19 protein-coding genes are annotated in these 20986 nt (G+C 51.4%); 14 read left to right on the forward strand and 5 right to left on the reverse strand.

What is annotated here, in order from left to right; all coding sequences use genetic code 11:
• Positions 1 to 83 precede the first annotated feature (83 nt).
• The 10 genes from B7989_RS11340 to B7989_RS11380 all read left to right on the forward strand — a co-directional run bounded on the left by B7989_RS11340 (position 84) and on the right by B7989_RS11380 (position 9894).
• Positions 84 to 605, forward strand: a complete 522-nt coding sequence (locus B7989_RS11340) for a hypothetical protein (RefSeq protein ID WP_144265044.1) — start codon at positions 84 to 86, stop codon at positions 603 to 605.
• Complete coding sequence (locus B7989_RS11345) at positions 598 to 1347, forward strand: hypothetical protein (RefSeq protein ID WP_088628600.1); 750 nt, start codon at positions 598 to 600, stop codon at positions 1345 to 1347. Before B7989_RS11340 ends, B7989_RS11345 begins: the two co-directional genes overlap by 8 nt.
• Positions 1344 to 2276, forward strand: a complete 933-nt coding sequence (locus B7989_RS11350; RefSeq protein WP_088628601.1) for an AraC family transcriptional regulator — start codon at positions 1344 to 1346, stop codon at positions 2274 to 2276. Before B7989_RS11345 ends, B7989_RS11350 begins: the two co-directional genes overlap by 4 nt.
• Positions 2273 to 3400 (forward strand): AI-2E family transporter, encoded by a 1128-nt coding sequence (locus B7989_RS11355; RefSeq protein ID WP_088628602.1) that lies wholly within the window; start codon positions 2273 to 2275, stop codon positions 3398 to 3400. Before B7989_RS11350 ends, B7989_RS11355 begins: the two co-directional genes overlap by 4 nt.
• A gap of 106 nt (positions 3401 to 3506) precedes the next feature.
• Complete coding sequence (locus B7989_RS11360) at positions 3507 to 3809, forward strand: HU family DNA-binding protein (RefSeq protein WP_073053306.1); 303 nt, start codon at positions 3507 to 3509, stop codon at positions 3807 to 3809.
• Between the two features lie 147 nt (positions 3810 to 3956).
• A complete protein-coding gene (locus tag B7989_RS14015; RefSeq protein ID WP_158212908.1) occupies positions 3957 to 4130 on the forward strand; it encodes a hypothetical protein in 174 nt (57 codons plus the stop codon).
• Between the two features lie 271 nt (positions 4131 to 4401).
• Positions 4402 to 7620: a carbamoyl-phosphate synthase large subunit gene (gene carB, locus B7989_RS11365; protein ID WP_088628603.1), complete on the forward strand. Its 3219-nt coding sequence runs from the start codon at positions 4402 to 4404 to the stop codon at positions 7618 to 7620.
• A gap of 88 nt (positions 7621 to 7708) precedes the next feature.
• Complete coding sequence (locus B7989_RS11370) at positions 7709 to 8512, forward strand: hypothetical protein (protein WP_144265045.1); 804 nt, start codon at positions 7709 to 7711, stop codon at positions 8510 to 8512.
• Between the two features lie 54 nt (positions 8513 to 8566).
• A complete protein-coding gene (locus B7989_RS11375) occupies positions 8567 to 9358 on the forward strand; it encodes a hypothetical protein (RefSeq protein WP_233144392.1) in 792 nt (263 codons plus the stop codon).
• Positions 9358 to 9894 (forward strand): hypothetical protein, encoded by a 537-nt coding sequence (locus B7989_RS11380; protein WP_088628606.1) that lies wholly within the window; start codon positions 9358 to 9360, stop codon positions 9892 to 9894. Before B7989_RS11375 ends, B7989_RS11380 begins: the two co-directional genes overlap by 1 nt.
• Positions 9895 to 10110: 216 nt before the next feature.
• On the opposite strand, the gene bioB is transcribed toward B7989_RS11380, so the two are convergent.
• From bioB to B7989_RS11400, 4 genes are all read right to left on the reverse strand, one after another.
• A complete protein-coding gene (gene bioB, locus B7989_RS11385; protein WP_088628607.1) occupies positions 10111 to 11082 on the reverse strand; it encodes a biotin synthase BioB in 972 nt (323 codons plus the stop codon).
• 67 nt (positions 11083 to 11149) lie between these two features.
• Complete coding sequence (gene argF / locus B7989_RS11390) at positions 11150 to 12109, reverse strand: ornithine carbamoyltransferase (RefSeq protein WP_088628608.1); 960 nt, start codon at positions 12107 to 12109, stop codon at positions 11150 to 11152.
• 383 nt (positions 12110 to 12492) lie between these two features.
• Entirely contained in the window at positions 12493 to 14124 is a 1632-nt protein-coding gene (locus B7989_RS11395; protein ID WP_088628609.1) for a hypothetical protein, read from the reverse strand.
• 137 nt (positions 14125 to 14261) lie between these two features.
• Entirely contained in the window at positions 14262 to 15167 is a 906-nt protein-coding gene (locus B7989_RS11400; protein WP_088628610.1) for a DMT family transporter, read from the reverse strand.
• 70 nt (positions 15168 to 15237) lie between these two features.
• On the opposite strand from B7989_RS11400, the gene B7989_RS11405 reads away from it, so the two are divergent.
• The 4 genes from B7989_RS11405 (at position 15238) to trpS (ending at position 19114) form a co-directional block, all read left to right on the forward strand.
• A complete protein-coding gene (locus B7989_RS11405; protein WP_233144394.1) occupies positions 15238 to 16077 on the forward strand; it encodes a type III pantothenate kinase in 840 nt (279 codons plus the stop codon).
• Positions 16078 to 16163: 86 nt separating this feature from the next.
• Complete coding sequence (locus tag B7989_RS11410) at positions 16164 to 17129, forward strand: GGDEF domain-containing protein (RefSeq protein ID WP_158212909.1); 966 nt, start codon at positions 16164 to 16166, stop codon at positions 17127 to 17129.
• Positions 17130 to 17160: 31 nt separating this feature from the next.
• The gene (locus B7989_RS11415) at positions 17161 to 18102 is read left to right on the forward strand and encodes a UDP-glucuronic acid decarboxylase family protein (protein WP_072798431.1); all 942 of its coding nucleotides are present in this window, start codon (positions 17161 to 17163) and stop codon (positions 18100 to 18102) included.
• 16 nt (positions 18103 to 18118) lie between these two features.
• Entirely contained in the window at positions 18119 to 19114 is a 996-nt protein-coding gene (trpS, locus tag B7989_RS11420; RefSeq protein WP_088628612.1) for a tryptophan--tRNA ligase, read from the forward strand.
• 67 nt (positions 19115 to 19181) lie between these two features.
• Here the strand turns inward: trpS and B7989_RS11425 are convergent, their stop codons facing one another.
• Entirely contained in the window at positions 19182 to 20975 is a 1794-nt protein-coding gene (locus B7989_RS11425) for an ATP-dependent endonuclease (RefSeq protein WP_088628613.1), read from the reverse strand.
• Positions 20976 to 20986 lie beyond the last annotated feature (11 nt).

Consider the following 20986-nt stretch of genomic DNA (forward strand, 5'->3'; position numbering starts at 1 on the left):
TTAGAACTTAGAACCAAGATAATGAGCTTTTTTCTAAGTTCTACCAACTAAGTTCTATCAACTAAAATACTATATTCCTCAACATGAATACCTGTCCTTATTGCAAATCGGAGGTGGCAGAAATCAAGTTCCAGCATCTGGACTTGCGCATTTGCCCCAAGTGCTATTCTACGTTTTTCCCGTGCGACCAGACCATGGCCTTCCGCAGCGACCTCACCGACAAGTCCCGCGAGCTCTGGCTCAAGGCGCTCCTTGCCAAGAACGTGCAGGACCCGGTTTGCGAAGACCCCTGCTGCATCGATCACGGCGAACCTCTGGTGCAAGGAAAACTCCCGGATTACGGCTACGACGGCAAGGTCACCACTTGCTGCAAGATGTTCCACATGCCGCCATCCATGACCATTACGCTTTTAAAACGTACATTGGAACACCCGTTTCAGATGCCCGCTAAAGAAGGCAAACATCATTTCTTCTTTATCCGCGCGCTCGATGCCGTGGTGAACAAACTCTTTGGCGAAAAGGAACCTGACGAAGATCCGCTGGATTTGGTGCAGTACAGCCTTCACCTGAAACCGATTCTGGAACCTGAAGATTCTAATGGCTAAGACATATATTATAATAGTGGCGATTGCCGCCGTCATTCTCGGCGTATACTTTGCCTTGCCGGATCGTCACTTTGTCGATTCCGTGTTCCCGCTGCACGATGGCGCCTCTGTCTTTGAATACGACGACAAGGCCGATGGCGGTTCGTCCGAGGTGACGTTTGCGTTGACGGATTCCTCGGCCTCCTTTAGTTGCATGCTCGGTGCCGATACAGCCAAGAGCGCCTGGTGCGGACTTTTGTTGGACCTCAGTCAAGGCGAGAAGGCGGAATACCGCAACTGGACTTTTGTAGATTCGCTCATTTTTGAATTGGAATCTAGCGGAACCGATGAAATCCTTGTGAAAGTTTGGACGTTTGATCCGGATGTCACCGACATCTCCAAACCGCGTACGTTCCGCCTGCTCATGAAGGAAATTCCGCTGACCAAGGGCCGCCAGCGTATCGCCTTCCCGTTTGAACAGTTCTACACGCCGGACTTTTGGTATGACGACGAACATGTTGATCGTACGTTGAACCGCCGCCATCAAGAAACAGTGGCCCGCGTCGAAATCGCTCCGGGCTGGAATCAGCCGCGCGGCAAAAAGTTCTCGCTCAAGTTCTATTCCATTACGGCAAAGGGTGTGAGCAATTTTGCCTTTGGCGTCGTGATGTTCTTAATGCTTGGGCTCATGATTGTGGCGATCGGCCGCACGCATTCGTATAACAAGGAACACGAAGAAAAGTCTGCGGAGCCTCGCGCATGAAAAAAATCATCATCGCAACAGCTGCGCTTGTAGTTGTTGTCGCCGTATGGATTTGCCTGTTCGTCAAGTTTAGCGCAACTGAACAAATCCTGTTCCCTGGCGGCACGTTCCAGGTGTATGCCGTTTCTGACGCAAATGTGGGCGGATTCTCGACGGTCGAACTTTCCAATCAGGATTCCGTCATTTCTGCCCACGTGAACATTCGCTCGGGCATGGCTTACCCGTATGCAGGTGTGGGCGTTAATTTGCTCTCGGTCAATAATCGCCCGGCAAACGGATTCTTCGATTTTTCGGATTTCGATTCGCTCGTCATCGATGTCGAAACGGTCCGCATGCAGCGAGTGGGCATCAAGATTCTGAATGACGACCCCGTGTACAGTAAAAAGAATGTGTACCAGAGCTATCGCCCGATGGTAGCCCAGGCGCCTGTGATTGTTCGCGACCGCGTGAGCCGCGCCTCCGTATCGATGCTCGACTTTAAAGTGCCTGAATGGTGGCTTGCCATGCAGGGCCTCGACAAAGACGATGGCTTGCGCTACATGAACCGCGGCATGTTCTTTGAAATCTGTAACGGCGAAGGAACCATGCTCGGCATCCCCGACGACATCGTGGTGCGCTCGATCAAACTCTGGGGCGAAAACCGTACCTTCAAGGCGCTCATGGTTGTGGCGCTCGTGGTCATGGTTTTGGTGTATGCGGGCATTGTTGCGCTGACGGTTCGCAATTCCGCAGGCCATATTGCTAGCCGCGAAAAGAAACGTGACGAACTGAAAACTCGCATGGCGCAGGCTGCCAAGCTCTTAAAAGAATCGGACCGCTCGGTTGCCGAAATCGCGCTTGCCGTAGGCGAAAAAAATCCGGCGGCATTCGAAAAAGCTTTCGCCAAAATCTATGGCGTAAAACCTCTGGAATATAAGGCTAAGAAATGAGACGTATTTGGACTGTAGACCGCGTGATGCGGCTTTTGATTATGGCCGCCGGTGTCGGCATTCTACTTTGGGTGCTGCATTATTTGAGTGGCGTGCTCGCTCCGTTTTTTGCGGCGTTCCTTATCGCCTACATTTTCGATCCGCTGGTTACAAAAATTCAGAACAAGGTCAAGTTTCGCATTGCCGCTGTCATAGTGGTGCTTACGCTCATGATTCTTGTGGTGGGTGGAGCCTTGTGGCTTTTTATCCCGATGGTGGTTGGCGAAATCAGGCACTTGGGCGAACTGATTCCAAAACTGTTTAACGATTCTACATGGGCTGAACGCTTGTCAATGTTCGTGCCGAAAAACTTGTGGCAAGAAATAAAGACGTTCATTTCTTGGAACAAGGTTGCCGTCGCCATGCAAACTCTCGATTTCTGGAATGCCGCGCAGTCCGTGGCCGGAAAGGTTTTGCCGAGCGCATGGAACGTACTTGCCAAGACTTCTAATTTGTTTGTATGGCTTTCCGGCGCGATCCTTATCTTTATGTACCTTGTGTTCATCATGCTTGATATGCCTAAGCTTCGCGGCGGTATCAAGAAGCTGTTTCCGACAAGGTATAAAGAGGGCGCTTCTGATTTTGCAAAGAAGATGGACGTGTTCATGGGTAGCTATTTCCGTGCGCAATCCTTGGTCGCATTGACGGTCGGTATTTTGTATGCAATCGGCTTTGGAATCATCGGACTGCCAATGGGAGTCGCCTTTGGCTTGTTCTCTGGCGCACTGAACATGGTGCCGTACTTGCAGCTGGCGACAATCCCTGTGGCCTTACTGCTAGCGGTGGTCTATGCTCTCGACAAGGGCATGCCGTTCTGGGAAGTTGCTTTGCTTGTGAGCGCTGTTTACTTGATTGTGCAAATCATTGAAGACATGTTCTTGGTGCCAAAGATTGTCGGATCGTCGATGGATTTGCCGCCCGTAGGCATTCTCCTTTCGCTTTCTATCTGGGGAAAGCTGCTTGGTTTCCTCGGCTTGATCGTTGCGATTCCATTCACTTGTTTGTGTCTGGTGTATTTAGACAAAATTCAGAAGAAAGCAGACACGATTGTAGAGTCGGAAGGCGAACCACCGCCCGAGGCTTGATTTTATAAGGATTTTTCAAAAATTTTTCAAAAAAAGTGTGCCGCGACGCAAAAAAAAAAGTATAATATCACTATAAAATTCTTAACCTACTCAAGGAGTTAATAAAATGAATAAGCAAGATCTCATCGACGCCATCCTCGCTAACAAGGAAGCTGGCATTGAATCCAAGGCTGCCGCTGGCCGCGCTGTTGACGCCGTTCTCGACGGTATCACCGCTGGTATCAAGAAGGACGGTCTCGTTCAGTTGATCGGTTTCGGTACCTTCACTGTTAAGGAACGTGCTGCACGTACCGGCCGCAACCCGCAGACTGGTGCTACGATCAAGATCAAGGCTTCCAAGACTGTTTCCTTCAAGGTCGGCGCTGGCCTCAAGGAAACCGCTAAGAAGACCAAGGTTGCTAAGAAGTAATTTTGCTCTAAAGCGATTTGCTTTTGCACTCGGGACTCCCGGGTGCTTTTTTTATTAGGTGTTCAAAACCGCGGCGCTCGCCTTTTGCATCGCCTTTTATTATATTTAATTGTAAGGTGTTGAATATCAATTAATTAGCGAGGTTTTATGATTCGCAAATTTATCGGTTTCGTCTCGATTTTGGCCGTTGCGCTCGCTTTTGCGGGTTGCGGTACCGCAAGTTCTGATGCAGATGACCACTGCACTGTGGACCCGAACGCAGCAGATTGCGCAAACGAAGAACCGGATGAACCTGCTGGTGATCCTGCCGGCGAACCGTAAGCCGAAATAATTTTTCATTTTTTGGTTTTTGCCTTGAAAGCGTTACATTTTTTGTCTATATTTGCGCAAGTTTAAACCTTGAGCAATTTAGACAGGAAGATGAACAAAAATCTTGCAATGTCGAAGCCCCAGAGCTGCGAGACCTGCGCAATCCACTGCGCAACTGCAACGGGTTTTTCCAAGGTTGATAATTTTTCTGATTTTATTTTTGTCGAGCCGTTTGGTTCGACATTTTTTTTAGGATTTAATTAATACAAACGGAGAAAACAAAATGAAGATTGAAGGCATCGACAAAGTCCTTATCATCGGTTCTGGCCCGATCGTGATCGGTCAGGCTTGCGAATTCGACTATTCCGGCACCCAGGCTTGCAAGGCCCTGCGCGAACAGGGTTACAAGATTGTGCTCGTGAACTCCAACCCGGCTACCATCATGACCGACCCGGTCATGGCCGATGCCACCTACATCGAACCGCTGAACGTCGCCCGCCTCACCCAGATTATCGAAAAGGAACGCCCGCAGGCCCTCCTCCCGAACTTGGGCGGTCAGACTGGCCTGAACCTCGCCTCTGCTCTGAGCAAGGCCGGCGTGCTGGACAAGTACGGCGTGAAGGTCATCGGTGTGAACCTCGACGCTATCGAACGCGGCGAAGACCGTGAAATCTTCAAGGAAACCATGCAGAAACTCGGCATCGACACCCCGCGCTCCGGCATTTGCCACTCTGTGGAAGAAGCCGAAAAGATCGTTGCTGAAATCGGCTACCCGGTGGTGGTTCGCCCGGCATACACCATGGGTGGTGCAGGCGGCGGTTTCTGCTACAATGTGGAAGAACTCCGCACCATTTGCTCCAACGGTCTTGAACTCTCCATGACGCACCAGTGCCTCATCGAAGAATCCATCCTCGGTTGGGAAGAACTCGAAGTTGAAGTGGTTCGCGATTCCAAGAACCAGATGATCGCCATCTGCTTCATCGAAAACATCGACCCGGTGGGCGTGCATACCGGCGACTCCTTCTGTGCCGCCCCGTTCCTCACCATCGACAAGAAGCTCGAAGAAGAACTGAAGGAAAAGGCCTTCAAGATTGTGGAATCCATCGGCGTGATTGGCGGTACCAACGTGCAGTTCGCTCACGACCCGAAGACCGGCCGCGTGGTGATTATCGAAATCAACCCGCGTACCAGCCGCTCTTCCGCTCTCGCTTCCAAGGCTACCGGCTTCCCGATCGCCCTCATTTCTGCAAAGCTCGCCGCAGGCCTTACCCTCGACCAGATTCCGTACTGGCGCGACGGAAGCCTCGAAAAGTACACCCCGAGCGGTGACTACGTGGTGCTCAAGTTCGCTCGCTGGGCATTCGAAAAGTTCCGCGGCGTCGATGACTGCCTCGGCACCCAGATGAAGGCCGTGGGCGAAGTCATGGCTATCGGCAAGACCTACAAGGAAACCCTCCAGAAGGCTATCCGCGGCCTCGAAAACGGTCGCTCCGGCCTCGGCTTTGCGAAGGACTTCAACAAGAAGAGCAAGGAAGAACTCCTTGAAATGATGAAGACCGCTTCTTCCGAACGCCACTTCCAGATGTACGAAGCCATCCGTAAGGGTGCTACCGACGAAGAAATCTTCGCCGCCACCTACGAAAAGGCCTACTTCGTGCAGCAGATGCGCGAACTCGTGGAACTCGAAGAAGAAATGCTCAAGACTCCGGGCCGCCTGCCTTCTGACGAACTCCTCATCAAGGCCAAGAAGGACGGCTTCAGCGACAAGTACATCGCTAAGATTCTCGGCATCCGCGAAAAGGACGTGCGCAAGAAGCGTACGGAACTCGGCGTGGTCGAAGGCTGGTGCGCAGTGCCGGTGAGCGGCGTGAAGGACCAGTACTACTACTACAGCACCTACAACTGCAAGGACGAATCTACCGCTTCCAACAACCCGAAGAAGATCATGATTCTCGGCGGTGGCCCGAACAGAATCGGCCAGGGTATCGAATTCGACTACTGCTGCTGCCACGCTGCCATGGCCCTCCGCGAAATGGGTTACGAAACCATCATGGTCAACTGCAACCCTGAAACGGTTTCTACCGACTACGATACCAGCGACAAGCTGTACTTCGAACCGGTCAGCCTCGAAGACGTTCTCCAGATTTACCACAAGGAAAAGCCGGCTGGCGTGATCGTGCAGTTCGGTGGTCAGACTCCGCTGAACATCGCCCGCGCCCTCTCCGACGAAGGCGTCAAGATTCTCGGTACGAGCATCGACTCCATCGATATCGCTGAAGACCGCGACCTGTTCCGCAAGATGATGGATCAGCTCGGCATCCCGATGCCGGAAAGCGGCATGGCCACGAACATCGACGAAGCCCTCGCTTGCGTCAAGCAGATCGGTGGCTACCCGGTGATGATCCGCCCGAGCTTCGTGCTTGGCGGCCGCGGCATGGAAGTCATCTACGATGAAAACATGCTCCGCGAATACGTTGCCAAGGCTGTCGGCGTGACCCCGGATCGTCCGCTCCTCATCGACCGCTTCCTCCACAACGCTCTCGAATGCGAAGCTGACGCCCTCTCTGACGGCGAACACGTTTACATCCCGTCCGTGATGGAACACGTGGAACTTGCCGGTGTCCACTCCGGTGACTCCGCTTGCATTATCCCGCCGGTAACCATCACGAAGGAAAACTTGGCAACCATCAAGGATTACACCAGGAAGATTGCTGAAGCCCTCCACGTTTGCGGCCTCATGAACATGCAGTACGCCATCGAAGACGGCAAGGTGTTCGTTCTCGAAGCCAACCCGCGCGCCTCCCGTACGGTGCCTCTGGTCTCCAAGGTCTGTAACACGCAGATGGCCCGCCTTGCGACCCGCCTGATGCTCGGTGCCAAGCTCGAAGACTTGAAGCTCAAGGACAAGAAGTTCAACCACCACGGTGCCAAGGAAGCGGTGTTCCCGTTCGACAAGTTCCCGAAGGTGGACCCGGTTCTCGGCCCCGAAATGCGCTCCACCGGCGAAGTCCTCGGCCTTTCCGACGACTACGCCCTCGCTTACTACAAGAGCCAGGAAGCCGCAGGTTCCTTCCTCCCGTCCGAAGGCGCTGTGCTCATCAGCCTTTCTGACAAGGTGAACCTCTCCGAACAGGCGATTGAAATCGGTAAGGAATTCCAGAAGCTCGGCTTCAAGATTTACGCTACCGAAGGTACCGCCAAGTTCTACGAAGCCGCCGGTGTCAAGTGCGAAGTGGTGAACAAGATCGCTGAAGGCCGCCCGAACGTTCTCGATATCATCCTGAACAAGCAGGTGAACCTCATCATCAACACGCCGTGGGCAAAGCGCGACGCCATCAAGGACGAAAGCGCTATCCGCAAGGCCGCCATTAAGTACAAGGTTCCGTACATCACGACCCTCGCCGGTGCTTACAACACCGTGAAGGGCATCGCCGCTGCCCGCAACGGCCACGGCGCTGTGAAGAGCCTCCAGGAATACCACGCTTCTATTGAAGAAGTGTAGTCTCCTTCAATCCTAAAAATATTACACCTCGTCGCCAAAAGCGGCGGGGTGTTTTCTTTTGTTTGCAAGGAAATTTATATTTGCCACCATGAATCATTTGATTGCTAGAAGAATCTTTGCTTTGCTCGCTATGGCGGCATTTATGCTCTCTTTTACGGGGTGCGCTGTCACTTCTTCTGGAAACATGCTGGGGGAGGCGGCGGTTCTCAAGTATTCGAAAGGGGATAACAAATACCGCTTTATTGACGTGGGGATAATGTCGGTGTCATCAGACGACGATCATATGATTTCTTCTCCGCATTATAGCACTACGGTGGGAGGCTTTTCGGCCAAGGCGAACTTTAACCTTTGTTCGTTTGATTATTCGCTCGCGGGGCAAAAAGGAGGCCTGTTCCTGTCTGTTCCGGTAACGATCCCGATGGATGTCGGCTTTAGGCCGAGTTTTGTGCAGTGGGTTGGCCCGTTCTATTTGGGGGCGGGAGCCTCTTTTGTGGGCGGCTATTATTCCAACAAGCAGAAAGAATACTATGATTCCGAAGTGAGAAATCCGAAGGGACGCTTTGATGGATTTATCCTGTACAATGTTGGTGGGGGCGCCCTATTCAATCTAGGCGAATCGTTTGCGCTGGGAGCCTATGCGAATTACGAAAGAATGGCCTTGAATAGTGGTGGCTCTACGGTGGAAAACTATGACCCGATGCCGATAATTTGGGGCGATGGACATGAAAACTATCCGGCCTATGCATTCCGTAAAAACGTAATGACTCTGGGGGTGAACGCCTTTTTCGATTTGAAGAAACCGTTTGGTTTTTATATGGAGTACAGCCCGGAATCCTTGATGTATAATGACGGCTGGTCGAAATTCAGTTGGGGCGCCATCATTCTCTATTGATGAATTGAAGCATTTATGAAATTCTGTGCTGCTTTAATTGTTCTTTTGTGTGCCATGCTTTGGGCGAAACCAAACGTGTGCATTCCCACTGTGGAATTGGACGGAGTGCATCAGGATTATGCCGATAAGCTTGTGCGCTTGACCAAGGAATCCCTGATAGATAAAAATGAGGTGCAGGTAGTTGAAGGTGAATCCGAAAGCGACTTCGTTTTGCAAATCAAGATGCTGAGCTGGGAAAATGGCATCGTGATTGTTTATAGTTTGATGGATTCCGACGATAAAGATGTAATCTGGACGTGCAAGCACATGGCCTATACGCCAGAAGATCTTGCCCCTGTTGCAAATTTAGTCGTGAATACAAAGAAGTTTGATCAGGAGGACCGTTTTAAATTGGGCGTTGGCCTTGGTGCAATCGGGTTCGCTGCTCCGGAGTTTGCTGCCGCGCCATCGGTTGATTTGGTTGCGAATTACCTTCGCAAGGACCTCCTTTTGTCGCTAGATGTAAACTGGGGCTTTGACGAAGGGCTGGGTGACGATTTTAGTTATTTGGGCGCGTTTCTTTCGGCTGCCTATGTGTTTGATGGCCGAACAGTTTCTCCTTTTGTGGGGCCTGGTGCCGGCTTAATTTATCTTGACTACGATTCTAAAAAGTACAAGATTGACGAAGCTCCCGAAGGCTTTGCCTTTTTCTTGAAGACGGGTGTTCTTTTTAAACCTGTCGATTATAAAACGGTTTTCGCTTTAGATGTCCGTTATCTGTACAACTTCTGCAATCTTGAGAAAAAGTCTGATGACGGCTATAACAATGCCCATGGGTGGAGTGCTAGCGTGCAGGTGTGGTGGTAATGATGAAATCTGTTATTGCATTGTTGTTGACAATAGTACTTGTGGGGTGCTCGGGGCATTCTTGGAAGAGTGTTTCTGAAAATGGTTTCTGGGTGACGGTTTCTGAAGGCAATGATTACGATTTTTACCAGAATGGCAAATTAGTCTGCGAATCGGCCCACAGCTGCAGATTTGACCGCACTTTCGATAAGGAAATCCTTCTGGAAATCCGTAAGGGAGACGTTGTGTACGGCCATTTGCTTGTGGCCCGTAAAGACAGCGAATTCGGCAAGCGCATGATGAATGCAGTCGAGTCGACGAATACTGCAAGGCGTGATGCCGAAGAAATTGCGAAATTTTTGCCGGTGCTTACCGGTAAAAATACAAAGCTTGAAACATTTGTGGGCGGGTCTTTAGTTGTGGCCAGTCTTTTCGCTTTTCCTATTTCGCTTGCGTTGAATGTTCCTGATCAAGCTCCGGAAAACAGGACCATCTCTATAGGCGCTGGCGATAGTTCCGCGGTCGCCTTCCCCTGGAATCAACCTGCGAAAGAATAAAAAATCCCGGAGCGCATTGCGTCCGGGAAATGGAGTACAAAAAAAGCCGCTCTGGTGGGTCTGTCTCGTCTAGAGACTTGCGGCTCGCGTTTGCTGACTGGAACGGCTGCGATGCCGGCGCTTCTTATCCACCAGAAGGGCTCAATCACTAATATACCACTTTATTTCTAAAGTGGTACGATTTTCTTTGTTTTCGATATTCCAAGTTGGAATATATTAGCCGATAAACCCGTGCGGGGTAAAGCCGAGGCCTTTAACCAGCTCGAAGTCCTTGCAGCTGTTGACGCCGGCGGTGGTAAGCATGTCGTCGGTGATGGCTGCGTTGGCGCCGCTCTTGAAGGCGCGTTTGCCGTCGTCGCCCAGTACACCGCGGCCGCCCGCGAGGCGGATGAATGCCTTCGGGTTGATGAATCGGTAGATGGCCACGATGCGGCAGAACTCGTCGTTCGTGAGTTTCGGAAGGTTCTCGTAGGGCGTGCCCGGGATGGCGTTCAGCACGTTCACCGGCGTGGACTTGACGCCGAGTTTGCGGAGGTCAAGGCACATGTCGATGCGGTCTTCCATGGTTTCGCCGAGGCCCATGATGCCGCCGCTGCAGATTTCAAGACCTGCGGCAAGGGCGTTTTGCAGAGCGCCAATCTTGTCGTCGTAGGTGTGCGTGGTGCACACGTCCGGGAAGTGCCTGCGGTAGGTTTCAAGGTTGTTGTGGAAGCGGGTGAGGCCTGCTTCTTTGAGCTTGTCGAACTGCTCGCGGTTCAAGAGTCCTGCCGAAAGGCATACGGAAAGTTTTGTTTCTTTCTTGAGGCGGCGAATGGCTTCGCCAATCTGTTCTACGTCGCGGTTTGAAAGCGTACGGCCCGAGGTCACGATGGAGTAACGCGGAATGCCCGCGGCTTCTTTCTTCTTGGCATCAGCCACGATTTCGTCGGCGCTGAGGAGCTTGTATTCGGGGGCACCGGTATGGTAGTAGCTGCTCTGGGCGCAGTACTTGCAGTTTTCGGAGCAACGCCCACTGCGGGCGTTCACGATGGAGCAAAAATCGAAGTCGTTTCCGTGGAATTTTTCGCGAATCTCGTTCGCGGCATCGCAGAGTTCCTGCAAATCTTCGCTCAAAAGCTGGATAGCCTCTTCGCGAGTAATTTCGTAACCGCCTAAAACTTTTTCTTTAAGATCTTGAACGAAGGACATTTTTGATTCCTTAAAAAAGGAGATGCCCGCACAAGGCGGGCATGACAATTTTAACTTTTTCCCGCTATTAGGCGTTGAATGGCGGCATGACCTGCCAGAGAACAGCCTTATGAGCGTGCAAACGGTTTTCGGCTTCTTCGAAGCTCATGTTCACGTCGAGGTTGTCCATCACGGAGTCCGTGATTTCTTCACCGCGGTGAGCCGGCAGGCAGTGGCTGACCTTGCAGTGAGCCGGAGCGAGCTTCAAAAGTTCGTCGTTGATCTGGAACGGCAAGAAGTGAGACTGCTTCGTAGCCTTTTCACCTTCCTGGCCCATGGAGACCCACACGTCGCTATAAAGAATGTCGGCGTCCTTGACGGCTTCCTTCGGATCGTGGAATACGCGGTACTGGCAACCGTGCTTCTTGAGGCCTTCCTGAGCTTCTTCGACAACCTTGGCGGGCTGTTCGAAACCCTTTGGGCAGGCGAGCGTGAAGTTCATGCCCACCTTGGAGGCGAGGGCGAGGAAGGAGTTGGCGACGTTGTTGCCGTCACCGATGAAGGCGACAGTCTTCGGCTTGCCATCGGCGTTCTTGAAACCGCCGAGGTTTTCGCAAATCATCTGGGCAAAAGCGATTGCCTGACACGGGTGATAGTCGTCGGTCAAGGCGTTCACGACCGGCACGCTACCGTATTCGGCGAGCTGTTCCACCAGGTCCTGCTTGAAGCAGCGGACCACGATGGCATTCACCCAGCGGCTGAGGCAACGGGCGACGTCCTTGACGCTTTCGCGCTTGCCAAGGCCAATGGAATCGGGGGCGAGCAATACGGCGTGGCCGCCGAGCTGGTTCATGCCTACCTGGAATGTGGTGATAGTTCGCAGCGAGGGCTTTTCGAAGAACATGGCGATGTTCTGGCCGTGCAGGCGGTCAGACACCTTGCCGGCGTGGACTTCTGCCTTCAGGCGAGAAGCGATTTCGATAGTTTCCAGGATTTTTTCTTCGCTCCAGTCCATGAGGCGGAGGAAGTGCTTGTTGCGATCAATCATTTTTTGATTCCTTTGGGCAAGCCCGTAAAACAAAAAAAATTAAAAAACGGAGCTTTTACACTCCGTCTTTAACAGGAAATCACAATAGAATGCTAACGGATATTAGCGAAGTTTCTTTTTGTGACGGTCACGACGACGGCGCTTCTTACGCTTGTGAGTCGCAATCTTCCTGCGCTTTCTTTTCTTTCCGCAAGGCATGTTGTTTCTCCGTTAAGGGTTAAACTTGAAAATGTGCCTCCAAATAGAGAAAATTTTAGGGGCTTTGTCAAGGTGAACGACCCTTAAAAAAGGTAAAAACGCATAAAAATATGCAAAAAGAGCATGTAAAAAAGCCCCCCAGCTTGCGCCGAAGGGCTTTCGAGGTGTCTGGTTTTCTAGGGGAGCTAGTTCAAAGTGGGTGTTTCCCAGTCGATCCATTCGGACTTGTTGAAGTTGATGGTCTGGGTGTTCTTGCTGTAGTCGATCTTGCCCGTCTTGGCGTCCTTGCCGAGCAGGAACTTGTTCATAAAGTCCTTGACTTCGTCGAACTGTCCGTTCGGGAGCGAACAGTGCGCGTGGCCGCCTTCCTGGCTATAGGTGTAATTTTCCGTCACGCCGAGAGCCTTGTAGGTTTCGAGAGAAGCCTGGCCGCAGTAGTTCGACGGCACTTCGCCCAGCCATTCCTGGCCCGCGTTGTCAATGATGAGGAGCGGACGCGGAGCGACCATGCTTACGAGCATGTGCTGGTCGAACGGGAGCGTGTTTTCCTTGCCATCGTAGTTCTTGAACGACTTGATCATCCAGTTACCTTCGGAACCCGCGCTATTCAGACCCTGCACAAACTGCTTGCCCTTCTGCTTGTTGACCTGGGCGCCTACACGCCAAAGCGATGCGCCGCCCGAACCGGATTCCTGCGGAATGGTGAGCGCGATGCGTTCGTCAAAAGCGCCGATGGCGAGGGCTGCCTTACCCAGGCGGGAACAACCGCTAACAGCCAGGTGCTTGACATCGATGCCTGCATCGGGGTCTTTTTCCAAAGCGTCGATCAGACGGCTCACTCCCCATGCCCAGGCGATAATGGTGCCCTGGCCGCCGTTGTAAAGCTGGAAGAACTTGCCGCCACCGTTTTCGGGAGCGACATTGTTCGTATTGAAGGTTATCATGGCGATGTCCAAGCCATTGGTCGAGGAGCCGAGGCTTCCGCATGAGCCAAATCCCTGGTCCAGGCCGATGAGGGCCGGCTTCGGCTTGTCCTTGGTGCCGGCGCTGTTGATGGTGACGTCGAAGGAGGCGGACTTGCCCTTGTCGGTAACGGTGACGGTGTACTTGTTGCCGGACTTCTTGCCCTCGACCTTTTCGGGATTGCGCGGCTTTTCGCCGAACATGAGTTTTTCGTACATGGCGCCGATTTCTTCGCGACGGCACTTCCAATCGGCCTTGCTAGAAATACGCTTGCCGTCAAGTCCCATGAACGGGTCCGGGAGTTTGGCGTTGTTCACGCTCGTCGGGATGTTACCGATCTGGCATTCGCTGCGGTGGTCTTCCACGAAGTCGTTGCCGGGTGTCGGCGGAATGACTTCTTCTTCGCTGGAACTGGATTCGGCGGGTTTCACGTCGCCTGCAGAGCTGCTAGAAGTGTGGTGATGGTGTCCGCTGCTCGAAGATCCGACAACGGGTTCTGAGGTCAAAGAACTTGAAGATGTGTAAGAATTATTTGGAATAGAGTCGTTTTGAGCATTGGCGAGACTATCCGTTTGGCTGGAATCTTGAGGCGTTACGACCGGTTCCTGGGTGGTTGCTCCCGAAGAGTCTGACGGAACGTCAATCACGTTCGGCCCTTCGTTAATTTCAAAGTCGATTGTCTCGACAGGCGTCTGCTGATTGGCTAAATTTGCCGAATCTATGTTAAATTCGCCATATTTGTCAATGAGACACTGCTCTGTGGTACATTCGGTAGCGGTCGTGTTCTCGTCGCCGCATGCCCAAAAACCGGTGGCAATAATTGCCACTGGCAACAAGTATTTATATTTCTTCATACATCCAATCCCAATTAGAGTGTAGTGAATTCTGCACTCGTAAATGTGTAAATAAAATATATTCTTTTTTTAAAAGTGGAAACTTTTGTTCCGATTTTTTACGTTAATTTTTATCAACAGGGCGTGTCGCTTGCTTTTTAGCGCCTAATTTGCGCGAAAACGATAGCGACCATCATGATGGCGCAACCGCAGATTTCGCGGGCTGAAAGTTGTTCCCCTAGAATTGCCCAGCCCGCAAGCACGGCGAAAACCGATTCCAGGCTCATCGTAAGCGAAGCGATGGTGGGTTTTACTTTGTCTTGAGCAACAATCTGTAACGTGTAGGCGATTCCGCTAGAGCAGAAGGCGGCAAAGCAAAGTCCTGCGACGGCTCTTGGATTGACAAGCGCGGCAGCAATCGTGCTAAATTCCATAACAGGGAATTTCATGTCGAAAACAATCATGAGCGGTGCCGTCAAAACGCCGATAGTGAGGAACTGGATCGCCGAAACGCAAATCGGATCAACACGATTCACGAACTTGTCGATGACCAAAATATGGATTGAAAAGGCGAGGGCGCACAGCAGCGAAACACCATCCGAAAGTTCCAATGAAAAACCGTCCTTGATGCAGAGCAGGTAAAGCCCGAAGGTCGTGATGACGACGCATAGCCAAGTCTTGATTGAAGTCTTCTTGCCAATGAATAAGCTGACGATGGGTACAAGCACGATATAGCATGCGGTAAGGAAACCGGACTTTCCGGCTGGGGTGCCGAGAAACATTCCCAGCTGTTGCAGGTTCATGGCCGTGCACAAGGCGAGCCCGCAAAAGAATCCGGCTTTCCAGTGTAGAATCCGCTCCTCGCGGTTGTGAGGCCTGCGCGGACTTTTGCCGAAAATGTCGAGAATCTTGAAAATCAGGGCCAAAAAGCCAGCCGCGATAAAGCAACGTATGCACGAAAAGGTGAACGGCCCGAAGGCGTTGCCCTCAATTTGGGCTACAAAGCCCGACCCCCAGATGGCGGCGGTTAGAACGAGTAAAAGCGTATACCATAAATTGGTCATGTATACATATATAGAAATCCTCAAGATTTGAAAAAAAATTATATCTTTTAAGGAAAAGACTATTTTACAGATGAAAAAGACTGCTGAAAAGAAGAATACGATTTCCTTTGTGGTCGATGTGGGCAACTCCCACACGGTGATTGGCATTTTTAAGGATACCAAGGTTGTTGATTATTGGCGCCTGACCACCCGCAAGGAAACCACCTCTGATGAAGTGATGAATAAAGTGGGCGGCCTATTGAGGTTCTCCAAGATTAAGTCCGAAGAGATTACCCACGTGGGACTTTCTACCGTGGTGCCCGCTTTGGAACGCCCTTGGATCAAGGCTTTGGATTCCTTGCTTAAAAAACGTGTGCAGGTGGTGAATTCCAAGAACTGCATGGGTTTGCAGATTAATTACCAGAACCCGTCTATGGCCGGTGCCGACCGTTTGTGCAATGTGGTTGCCATGCGCGAGGCTGGCTTCAAGAATGCGATTGTCGTGGATATGGGGACCGCTACCACTTTCGACGTCATGAAGGATGGCGCCTTTGCGGGTGGCGTGATTATTCCCGGCATTAACGCAAGCCTGGATGCCTTGACGGAAAAGGCCGCGCGTCTTTTGCCTGTGACGATTGAATGGCCCGATGCTGTAGTGGCGGACAATACCGATGACGCAATCCGCGCTGGTCTTCTGTATGGATTCCTTGCTCAGTTGGAGTTCCTGATCGGAAAAATCAAGAAGGAAATGGGCTGCGATGACATGCCCGTCTATGCGACCGGTGGTTGGGGGAAAACCATCGCTCGTAGAACATCCTTGATTGATAAATACGATCCGTTTTTGACGCTGCGAGGGATTCGTCTGGTAGCGTTGAACGGGACGGCAACTTCTGCTTACAGCGAAGAGTCGCGGGACGCCGAGGAAGAATAATTTTTCTCAAGTAAGAAGGGGAAAGACATATGCCAAAAAAGATTCTCGAAAATCTTTCGGAGAATCGGACCTTAATCTTTTTGATTATGTGTCTGTGCGTCCACGTTTTTAACGTGTTCCTGTTCTGGGAATTTGGACTGTATCCGTTGGTCGTTTTGAATGCCGTCAGCTCTGCGATATACGTTATTTTCTTGACTTTTTTTAAGAACGAAAATCTCAGAATTTCTTTCGCCTACTTTGAAATCATTATATTCTCTGCCATGACGGAATTGATTTCTGGCGGCCATTTTGGTACCTTGACTTTTGTTATTGGCATGGAGGCGGTGATTTTCTTTATGCTGCCTTATTCCAACAGGAAAAAACACATATATCAGCTTATTGGTGCTGCGCTTGCGGTTGCAATTAGCTTGATTTCCGTTTTTAATTATTCCCTTTATCCAGAACTGATGGATTTGGTTCTGCTTCACAGCTCTTTTGTGAAAGTCTTGAACTTGATCATTACGCTGTTCTCGCTGTTCTATTTGACCAACCTTTATTTGGTGGAACTGAGAACCACTCGTGAAAAGTTGGACTACAACAGTAATCATGACATGCTGACCGGACTCTATAACCGTCGATTCTTTGAAGGTATCATGAAACGTAGCAAAGAGGAAAAAGAAACCTCTTACTCCGTGGCTATGTTGGATGTGGATGACTTCAAGAAAATTAACGATACATACGGCCATGAAACGGGTGATAAGGTTTTGGCTGCGGTGAGCAAGTGTATTGAAAGTTGCCTTCCCCAGAATGGCGTGGCAGTTCGTTGGGGTGGTGAAGAATTTGTGCTGTATTTGCCGCAGGCGGATAGTGCCCAAGCTGAGGGTATTTTGAACTGTTTTAGAACCAAACTTTCGGAACAGGTGATTTATCATAGGGGGACTCGCGTCTCCATTACGGCGACGATCGGCCTTTGCACGGGTGAAAGTATTGCTGACTACGAGGAATACATCCGCCAGGCGGACGAAAAGCTGTACTGGGGTAAACAACACGGCAAGAACCAGATCGTTAAATAGCTATATTATGCTCATATAATTGGAGCTTAATATGCGCTGTCTAGTTACTGGTGGGGCTGGTTTTTTGGGAAGTCACTTGTGTGAACGTCTTTTGAACGACGGACACGAGGTTATTTGCCTTGACAACTACTTTACGGGTCGTTTGATGAATGTCGACCACCTGCGCGACAATCATCGCTTCGAACTGATCCGCCACGATGTGACAGAACCGATTCTGTTGGAAGTGGACCGCATCTTTAACTTGGCATGCCCCGCAAGCCCCATCCATTACCAGTTTAATCCGGTAAAGACCATCAAGACGAGCGTGATGGGTGCCATCAACATGCTTGGCATGGCCAAGCGCGTAAAAGCACGCATCTTGCAGGCAAGCACCAGCGAAGTCTATGGCGATCCGGCCGTGCATCCGCAGACCGAAGACTATTGGGGAAACGTGAACCCGATCGGCATCCGTAGCTGCTACGATGAAGGCAAACGCGTCGCCGAAACCCTGTTCATGGATTACCACCGCCAGAACAATGTGGATATCCGCATCGTGCGAATTTTTAACACCTACGGCCCGCGCATGCTCATGAACGATGGCCGCGTCGTCAGTAACTTTATTGTGCAGGCGCTCAAGGGCGAAGACATCACCATTTACGGTGACGGTAGCCAGACCCGTAGCTTCTGCTATGTAGACGACTTAATCGAAGGCTTTATCCGCATGATGAACCAGGACAAGATTATTGGACCGGTCAACATCGGAAACCCCGGCGAATTTACGATGCTTGAACTTGCTAAAGAAGTTCTTGAACTCACGAGTTCCAAAAGCAAGATCGTGTACAAGCCGCTTCCGGGTGATGACCCTAAGATGCGCCGTCCGAACATTGACCTTGCAAAATCCGCTCTCGGCTGGGAACCGACGATTCCCTTGCGTCAGGGCCTCGAAAAGACGATTGTGTATTTCGACAAGCTTTTAAAAGACAATAAACAATAAACCCTAAAATCGTTCCATGAAAAAAATTTCACTCACGGGCATCAAGCCCACCGGCACTCCTCACTTGGGTAACTACTTGGGCGCAATTCGCCCGGCTCTTGAACTTTCGAAGACCTACGATACGGTATACTTCATTGCCGATTACCATGCTTTGACTACGGTGCAGAACGGCGCCGAAATGCGCGCCAACATCTACAAGATTGCTGCAACCTGGCTTGCTCTCGGCCTGAACCCGGAAGAAGGCTTGTTCTACAAGCAGAGTGATATTCCTGAAATTTTCGAACTCAGCTGGGCTTTGAGCTGCTTTACGCCGAAGGGTTTCATGAACCGCGCTCACGCTTACAAGGACAAGGTGGCGAAGAACGAAGCCGCCGGCGAAGATCCGGATGCCAACGTGAACATGGGTCTTTACTGCTACCCGTGCTTGATGGATGCCGACATTTTGATGTTCAGCGCAGACATCGTGCCGGTCGGCAAGGACCAGAAACAGCACGTGGAATTTGCCCGCGATATCGCCATCAAGTTCAACAAGCATTTTGGCGAAGACGTGTTCACCATTCCGGAACCCGTGTTCCAGGAAACCACGGGTATCATCCCGGGCCTCGATGGCCGCAAGATGAGCAAGTCCTACGACAACGTCATCGACATCTTCCTCGAAAGCAAGGCCTTGAAGAAGAAAATCGGCAAGATCGTGACGAACTCCCAGGGCATCGAAGAGCCCAAGGATCCGGATACTTGCAACGTGTTCAAGCTGTACAAGCTGTTTGCAACTCCGGAACAGACTGAGGCTTTGGCTGCCCGCTACCGCGCTGGCGGCATGGGCTGGGGCCACGCCAAGCAGGAACTCCAGAACGTTCTCGAAGAACACCTCGGCCCTGCTCGCGAAAAGTACTTCTACCTGCTCAGCCATACCGAAGAAATCGACAAGATTCTTGCCTACGGTAAGGAGAAGGCTCGAGTTAAGTCTAAAGCTATGATGGAAAAGGTTCGCAGCCTTCTTGGAACGTACTAATTCGTCTATAAGCTTCGCAATATTGTATATGAGAAGACCCTCGGTTGTCCGAGGGTCTTTTGTCTAATTAATTTCCGCGGCTGCCTTCAATAATCCAATTACACAGTTCCTCGATACTTGCGTAGTCGGGGAGAGTTTTTATAAAGTTCGATGATTTGCTGCGTTCGATGAACTTGCTCCAAGCCTGTTCATTCTTGGCTTCGAGACCCAAGTGTTCTTCGATGGCGCCGCGCGTCCACACCCAAATGCCTTGGTTGCGGAGCTTGGCGTGAATGCTGCGGATGGGTTGCTGCGCTTCTTCCATTTCGGCCATCATGGCATAAGCGGTGGAGGCGCTAATGTTACTGTGCTTGTTGACGGGCAGCCCGTTTACCAAGCGCAAATGATTGTGGAAGGCGAGTTCGCGGAACAGGTCGCGGCAATACTTGATGTCGGGATCGTTCGGTTCCAGGAATCCGTCGCGGGTCGCGGTGGTGAATGCGTAATCAAGGTCCACGATGGCGCGCACGGGCATGTCCATGGCATCGAGCACCTGCATGCTCTTGCGGGTGTTGCTTACGCCGCCTTGGCGGACCAAGGCGCATTTGATGAGGGCGAAAGACTGCCCGGTAATGCGTTCGAACAAGGCGGGAAGCACGCGCCATTCTGTTTTACCTTCGGTCAAAAGTACATAGTCGGCAAACAGGAGCTCGTTGCTGTTTGAAAGGCTGAACAGCATCTGCAGCTGGCTGGGAGCATCTTGCACCACCTGGTGCACGGCGTCTTCCATTCGCTTGCGCATGTAGGTGCCGCGTTCCTTGTTCTTGCGGATGAGTAGCGAGGTGCTTACGTCTTCGCTGGTAACCATCTGGGCGCTGTGGGTGGCAAATACCACCTGGTAGCCTTCGTTCGAAAGGTTCTTGAGAGCCACGCGCACGAGTTCTACTGCTTGCGGGTGCAGGTAAAGTTCCGGCGAATCGATGAGCAGCAGCGTGCGGCTAAGGTAATGGTTGTGGTGGTGCTTCTTGACATCGGCTAGATAACGCACCAAAGCCATCTGGATGGCGCGCTTGCTGCCTTCGCCCATGCGGCTAATGTCGCGTTCAAAGCCGTCGTCTTCGTCGATGACTTTGAGGCTTGCGCTCTTGAGGAATGTTTCAAGGGTCGGCATGGGAATGTCGAATTCCACTTTGACGCTTGGGAACAGCGGCGAAAGCTTTTCGTTGACTTCTCGGTCAAAGGTCTCGATTTCGGCGGCGCGGTTTTCGCTGTCGGGCGAAAGCAGGTCGCTGAATTTGTTCAAAAGCGTGTTGATTTCGTTGCCGAAACGGCGTTCCAGCGGCTTGAAAATTTCGTGCAGGAGCTTGGTGAACGCCTGGTTCCCTTCAAAATCCCAAATGGCGATCGATTCGGGGAACATGCGGTGGTAAGCGAACTTGAACGCTTCACTGGGGCGAACCCATTCGCGTTTGTCGCCCTTGCGGTGATTGCTCGGCACGAATACGAAAAGCTCGAGCGCTTCCGGATTTTCGTTGGGAATGCGCTGCACTTTTTTGACGCGCAGGCGGCCAGGGCCTTGCGGCGTGTTCTGTAAAAACGGTCGCACTTCGGCGGCGTATTCTTCGCCCAAACGGTTCAGGACCTGTTCCGTAATGCCGTCAAAAACGCCAGTGACTTCTACGGGGTCGTTGGGGTCGTCAAAATACGAAATATCCAGCGAAAATTTGGACAAAAGCCAGCGAATACCCATCAAGATGTTCGTTTTGCCCGCATTGTTGTAGCCGATGAGCGCGGTAAAGCTACTGAGAGGAAACGTCTGCCTCTGAATAGAACGCAGATTCGAAATAGTAATCTCGGATAATCTCAGTGCTTGTTGTGTCATACCCTGAATGT

The organism is Fibrobacter sp. UWB5 (assembly GCF_002210295.1).
Classification (GTDB): Bacteria; Fibrobacterota; Fibrobacteria; order Fibrobacterales; family Fibrobacteraceae; genus Fibrobacter.

What these genes read in the sequence shown, in the direction of transcription:
- B7989_RS11350 (WP_088628601.1), top strand. Translation starts at nt 1,344, where the DNA reads ATGAAAAAAATCATCATCGCAACAGCTGCGCTTGTAGTTGTTGTCGCC.
- B7989_RS11425 (WP_088628613.1), bottom strand. Translation starts at nt 20,975, where the DNA reads ATGACACAACAAGCACTGAGATTATCCGAGATTACTATTTCGAATCTG.
- B7989_RS11360 (WP_073053306.1), top strand. Translation starts at nt 3,507, where the DNA reads ATGAATAAGCAAGATCTCATCGACGCCATCCTCGCTAACAAGGAAGCT.
- trpS (WP_088628612.1), top strand. Translation starts at nt 18,119, where the DNA reads ATGAAAAAAATTTCACTCACGGGCATCAAGCCCACCGGCACTCCTCAC.
- argF (WP_088628608.1), bottom strand. Translation starts at nt 12,109, where the DNA reads ATGATTGATCGCAACAAGCACTTCCTCCGCCTCATGGACTGGAGCGAA.
- B7989_RS11400 (WP_088628610.1), bottom strand. Translation starts at nt 15,167, where the DNA reads ATGACCAATTTATGGTATACGCTTTTACTCGTTCTAACCGCCGCCATC.
- B7989_RS11410 (WP_158212909.1), top strand. Translation starts at nt 16,164, where the DNA reads ATGTGTCTGTGCGTCCACGTTTTTAACGTGTTCCTGTTCTGGGAATTT.
- B7989_RS11380 (WP_088628606.1), top strand. Translation starts at nt 9,358, where the DNA reads ATGATGAAATCTGTTATTGCATTGTTGTTGACAATAGTACTTGTGGGG.
- B7989_RS11415 (WP_072798431.1), top strand. Translation starts at nt 17,161, where the DNA reads ATGCGCTGTCTAGTTACTGGTGGGGCTGGTTTTTTGGGAAGTCACTTG.
- bioB (WP_088628607.1), bottom strand. Translation starts at nt 11,082, where the DNA reads ATGTCCTTCGTTCAAGATCTTAAAGAAAAAGTTTTAGGCGGTTACGAA.
- carB (WP_088628603.1), top strand. Translation starts at nt 4,402, where the DNA reads ATGAAGATTGAAGGCATCGACAAAGTCCTTATCATCGGTTCTGGCCCG.
- B7989_RS11345 (WP_088628600.1), top strand. Translation starts at nt 598, where the DNA reads ATGGCTAAGACATATATTATAATAGTGGCGATTGCCGCCGTCATTCTC.
- B7989_RS11370 (WP_144265045.1), top strand. Translation starts at nt 7,709, where the DNA reads ATGAATCATTTGATTGCTAGAAGAATCTTTGCTTTGCTCGCTATGGCG.
- B7989_RS11340 (WP_144265044.1), top strand. Translation starts at nt 84, where the DNA reads ATGAATACCTGTCCTTATTGCAAATCGGAGGTGGCAGAAATCAAGTTC.
- B7989_RS11355 (WP_088628602.1), top strand. Translation starts at nt 2,273, where the DNA reads ATGAGACGTATTTGGACTGTAGACCGCGTGATGCGGCTTTTGATTATG.
- B7989_RS11395 (WP_088628609.1), bottom strand. Translation starts at nt 14,124, where the DNA reads ATGAAGAAATATAAATACTTGTTGCCAGTGGCAATTATTGCCACCGGT.
- B7989_RS11405 (WP_233144394.1), top strand. Translation starts at nt 15,238, where the DNA reads ATGAAAAAGACTGCTGAAAAGAAGAATACGATTTCCTTTGTGGTCGAT.
- B7989_RS14015 (WP_158212908.1), top strand. Translation starts at nt 3,957, where the DNA reads ATGATTCGCAAATTTATCGGTTTCGTCTCGATTTTGGCCGTTGCGCTC.
- B7989_RS11375 (WP_233144392.1), top strand. Translation starts at nt 8,567, where the DNA reads ATGCTTTGGGCGAAACCAAACGTGTGCATTCCCACTGTGGAATTGGAC.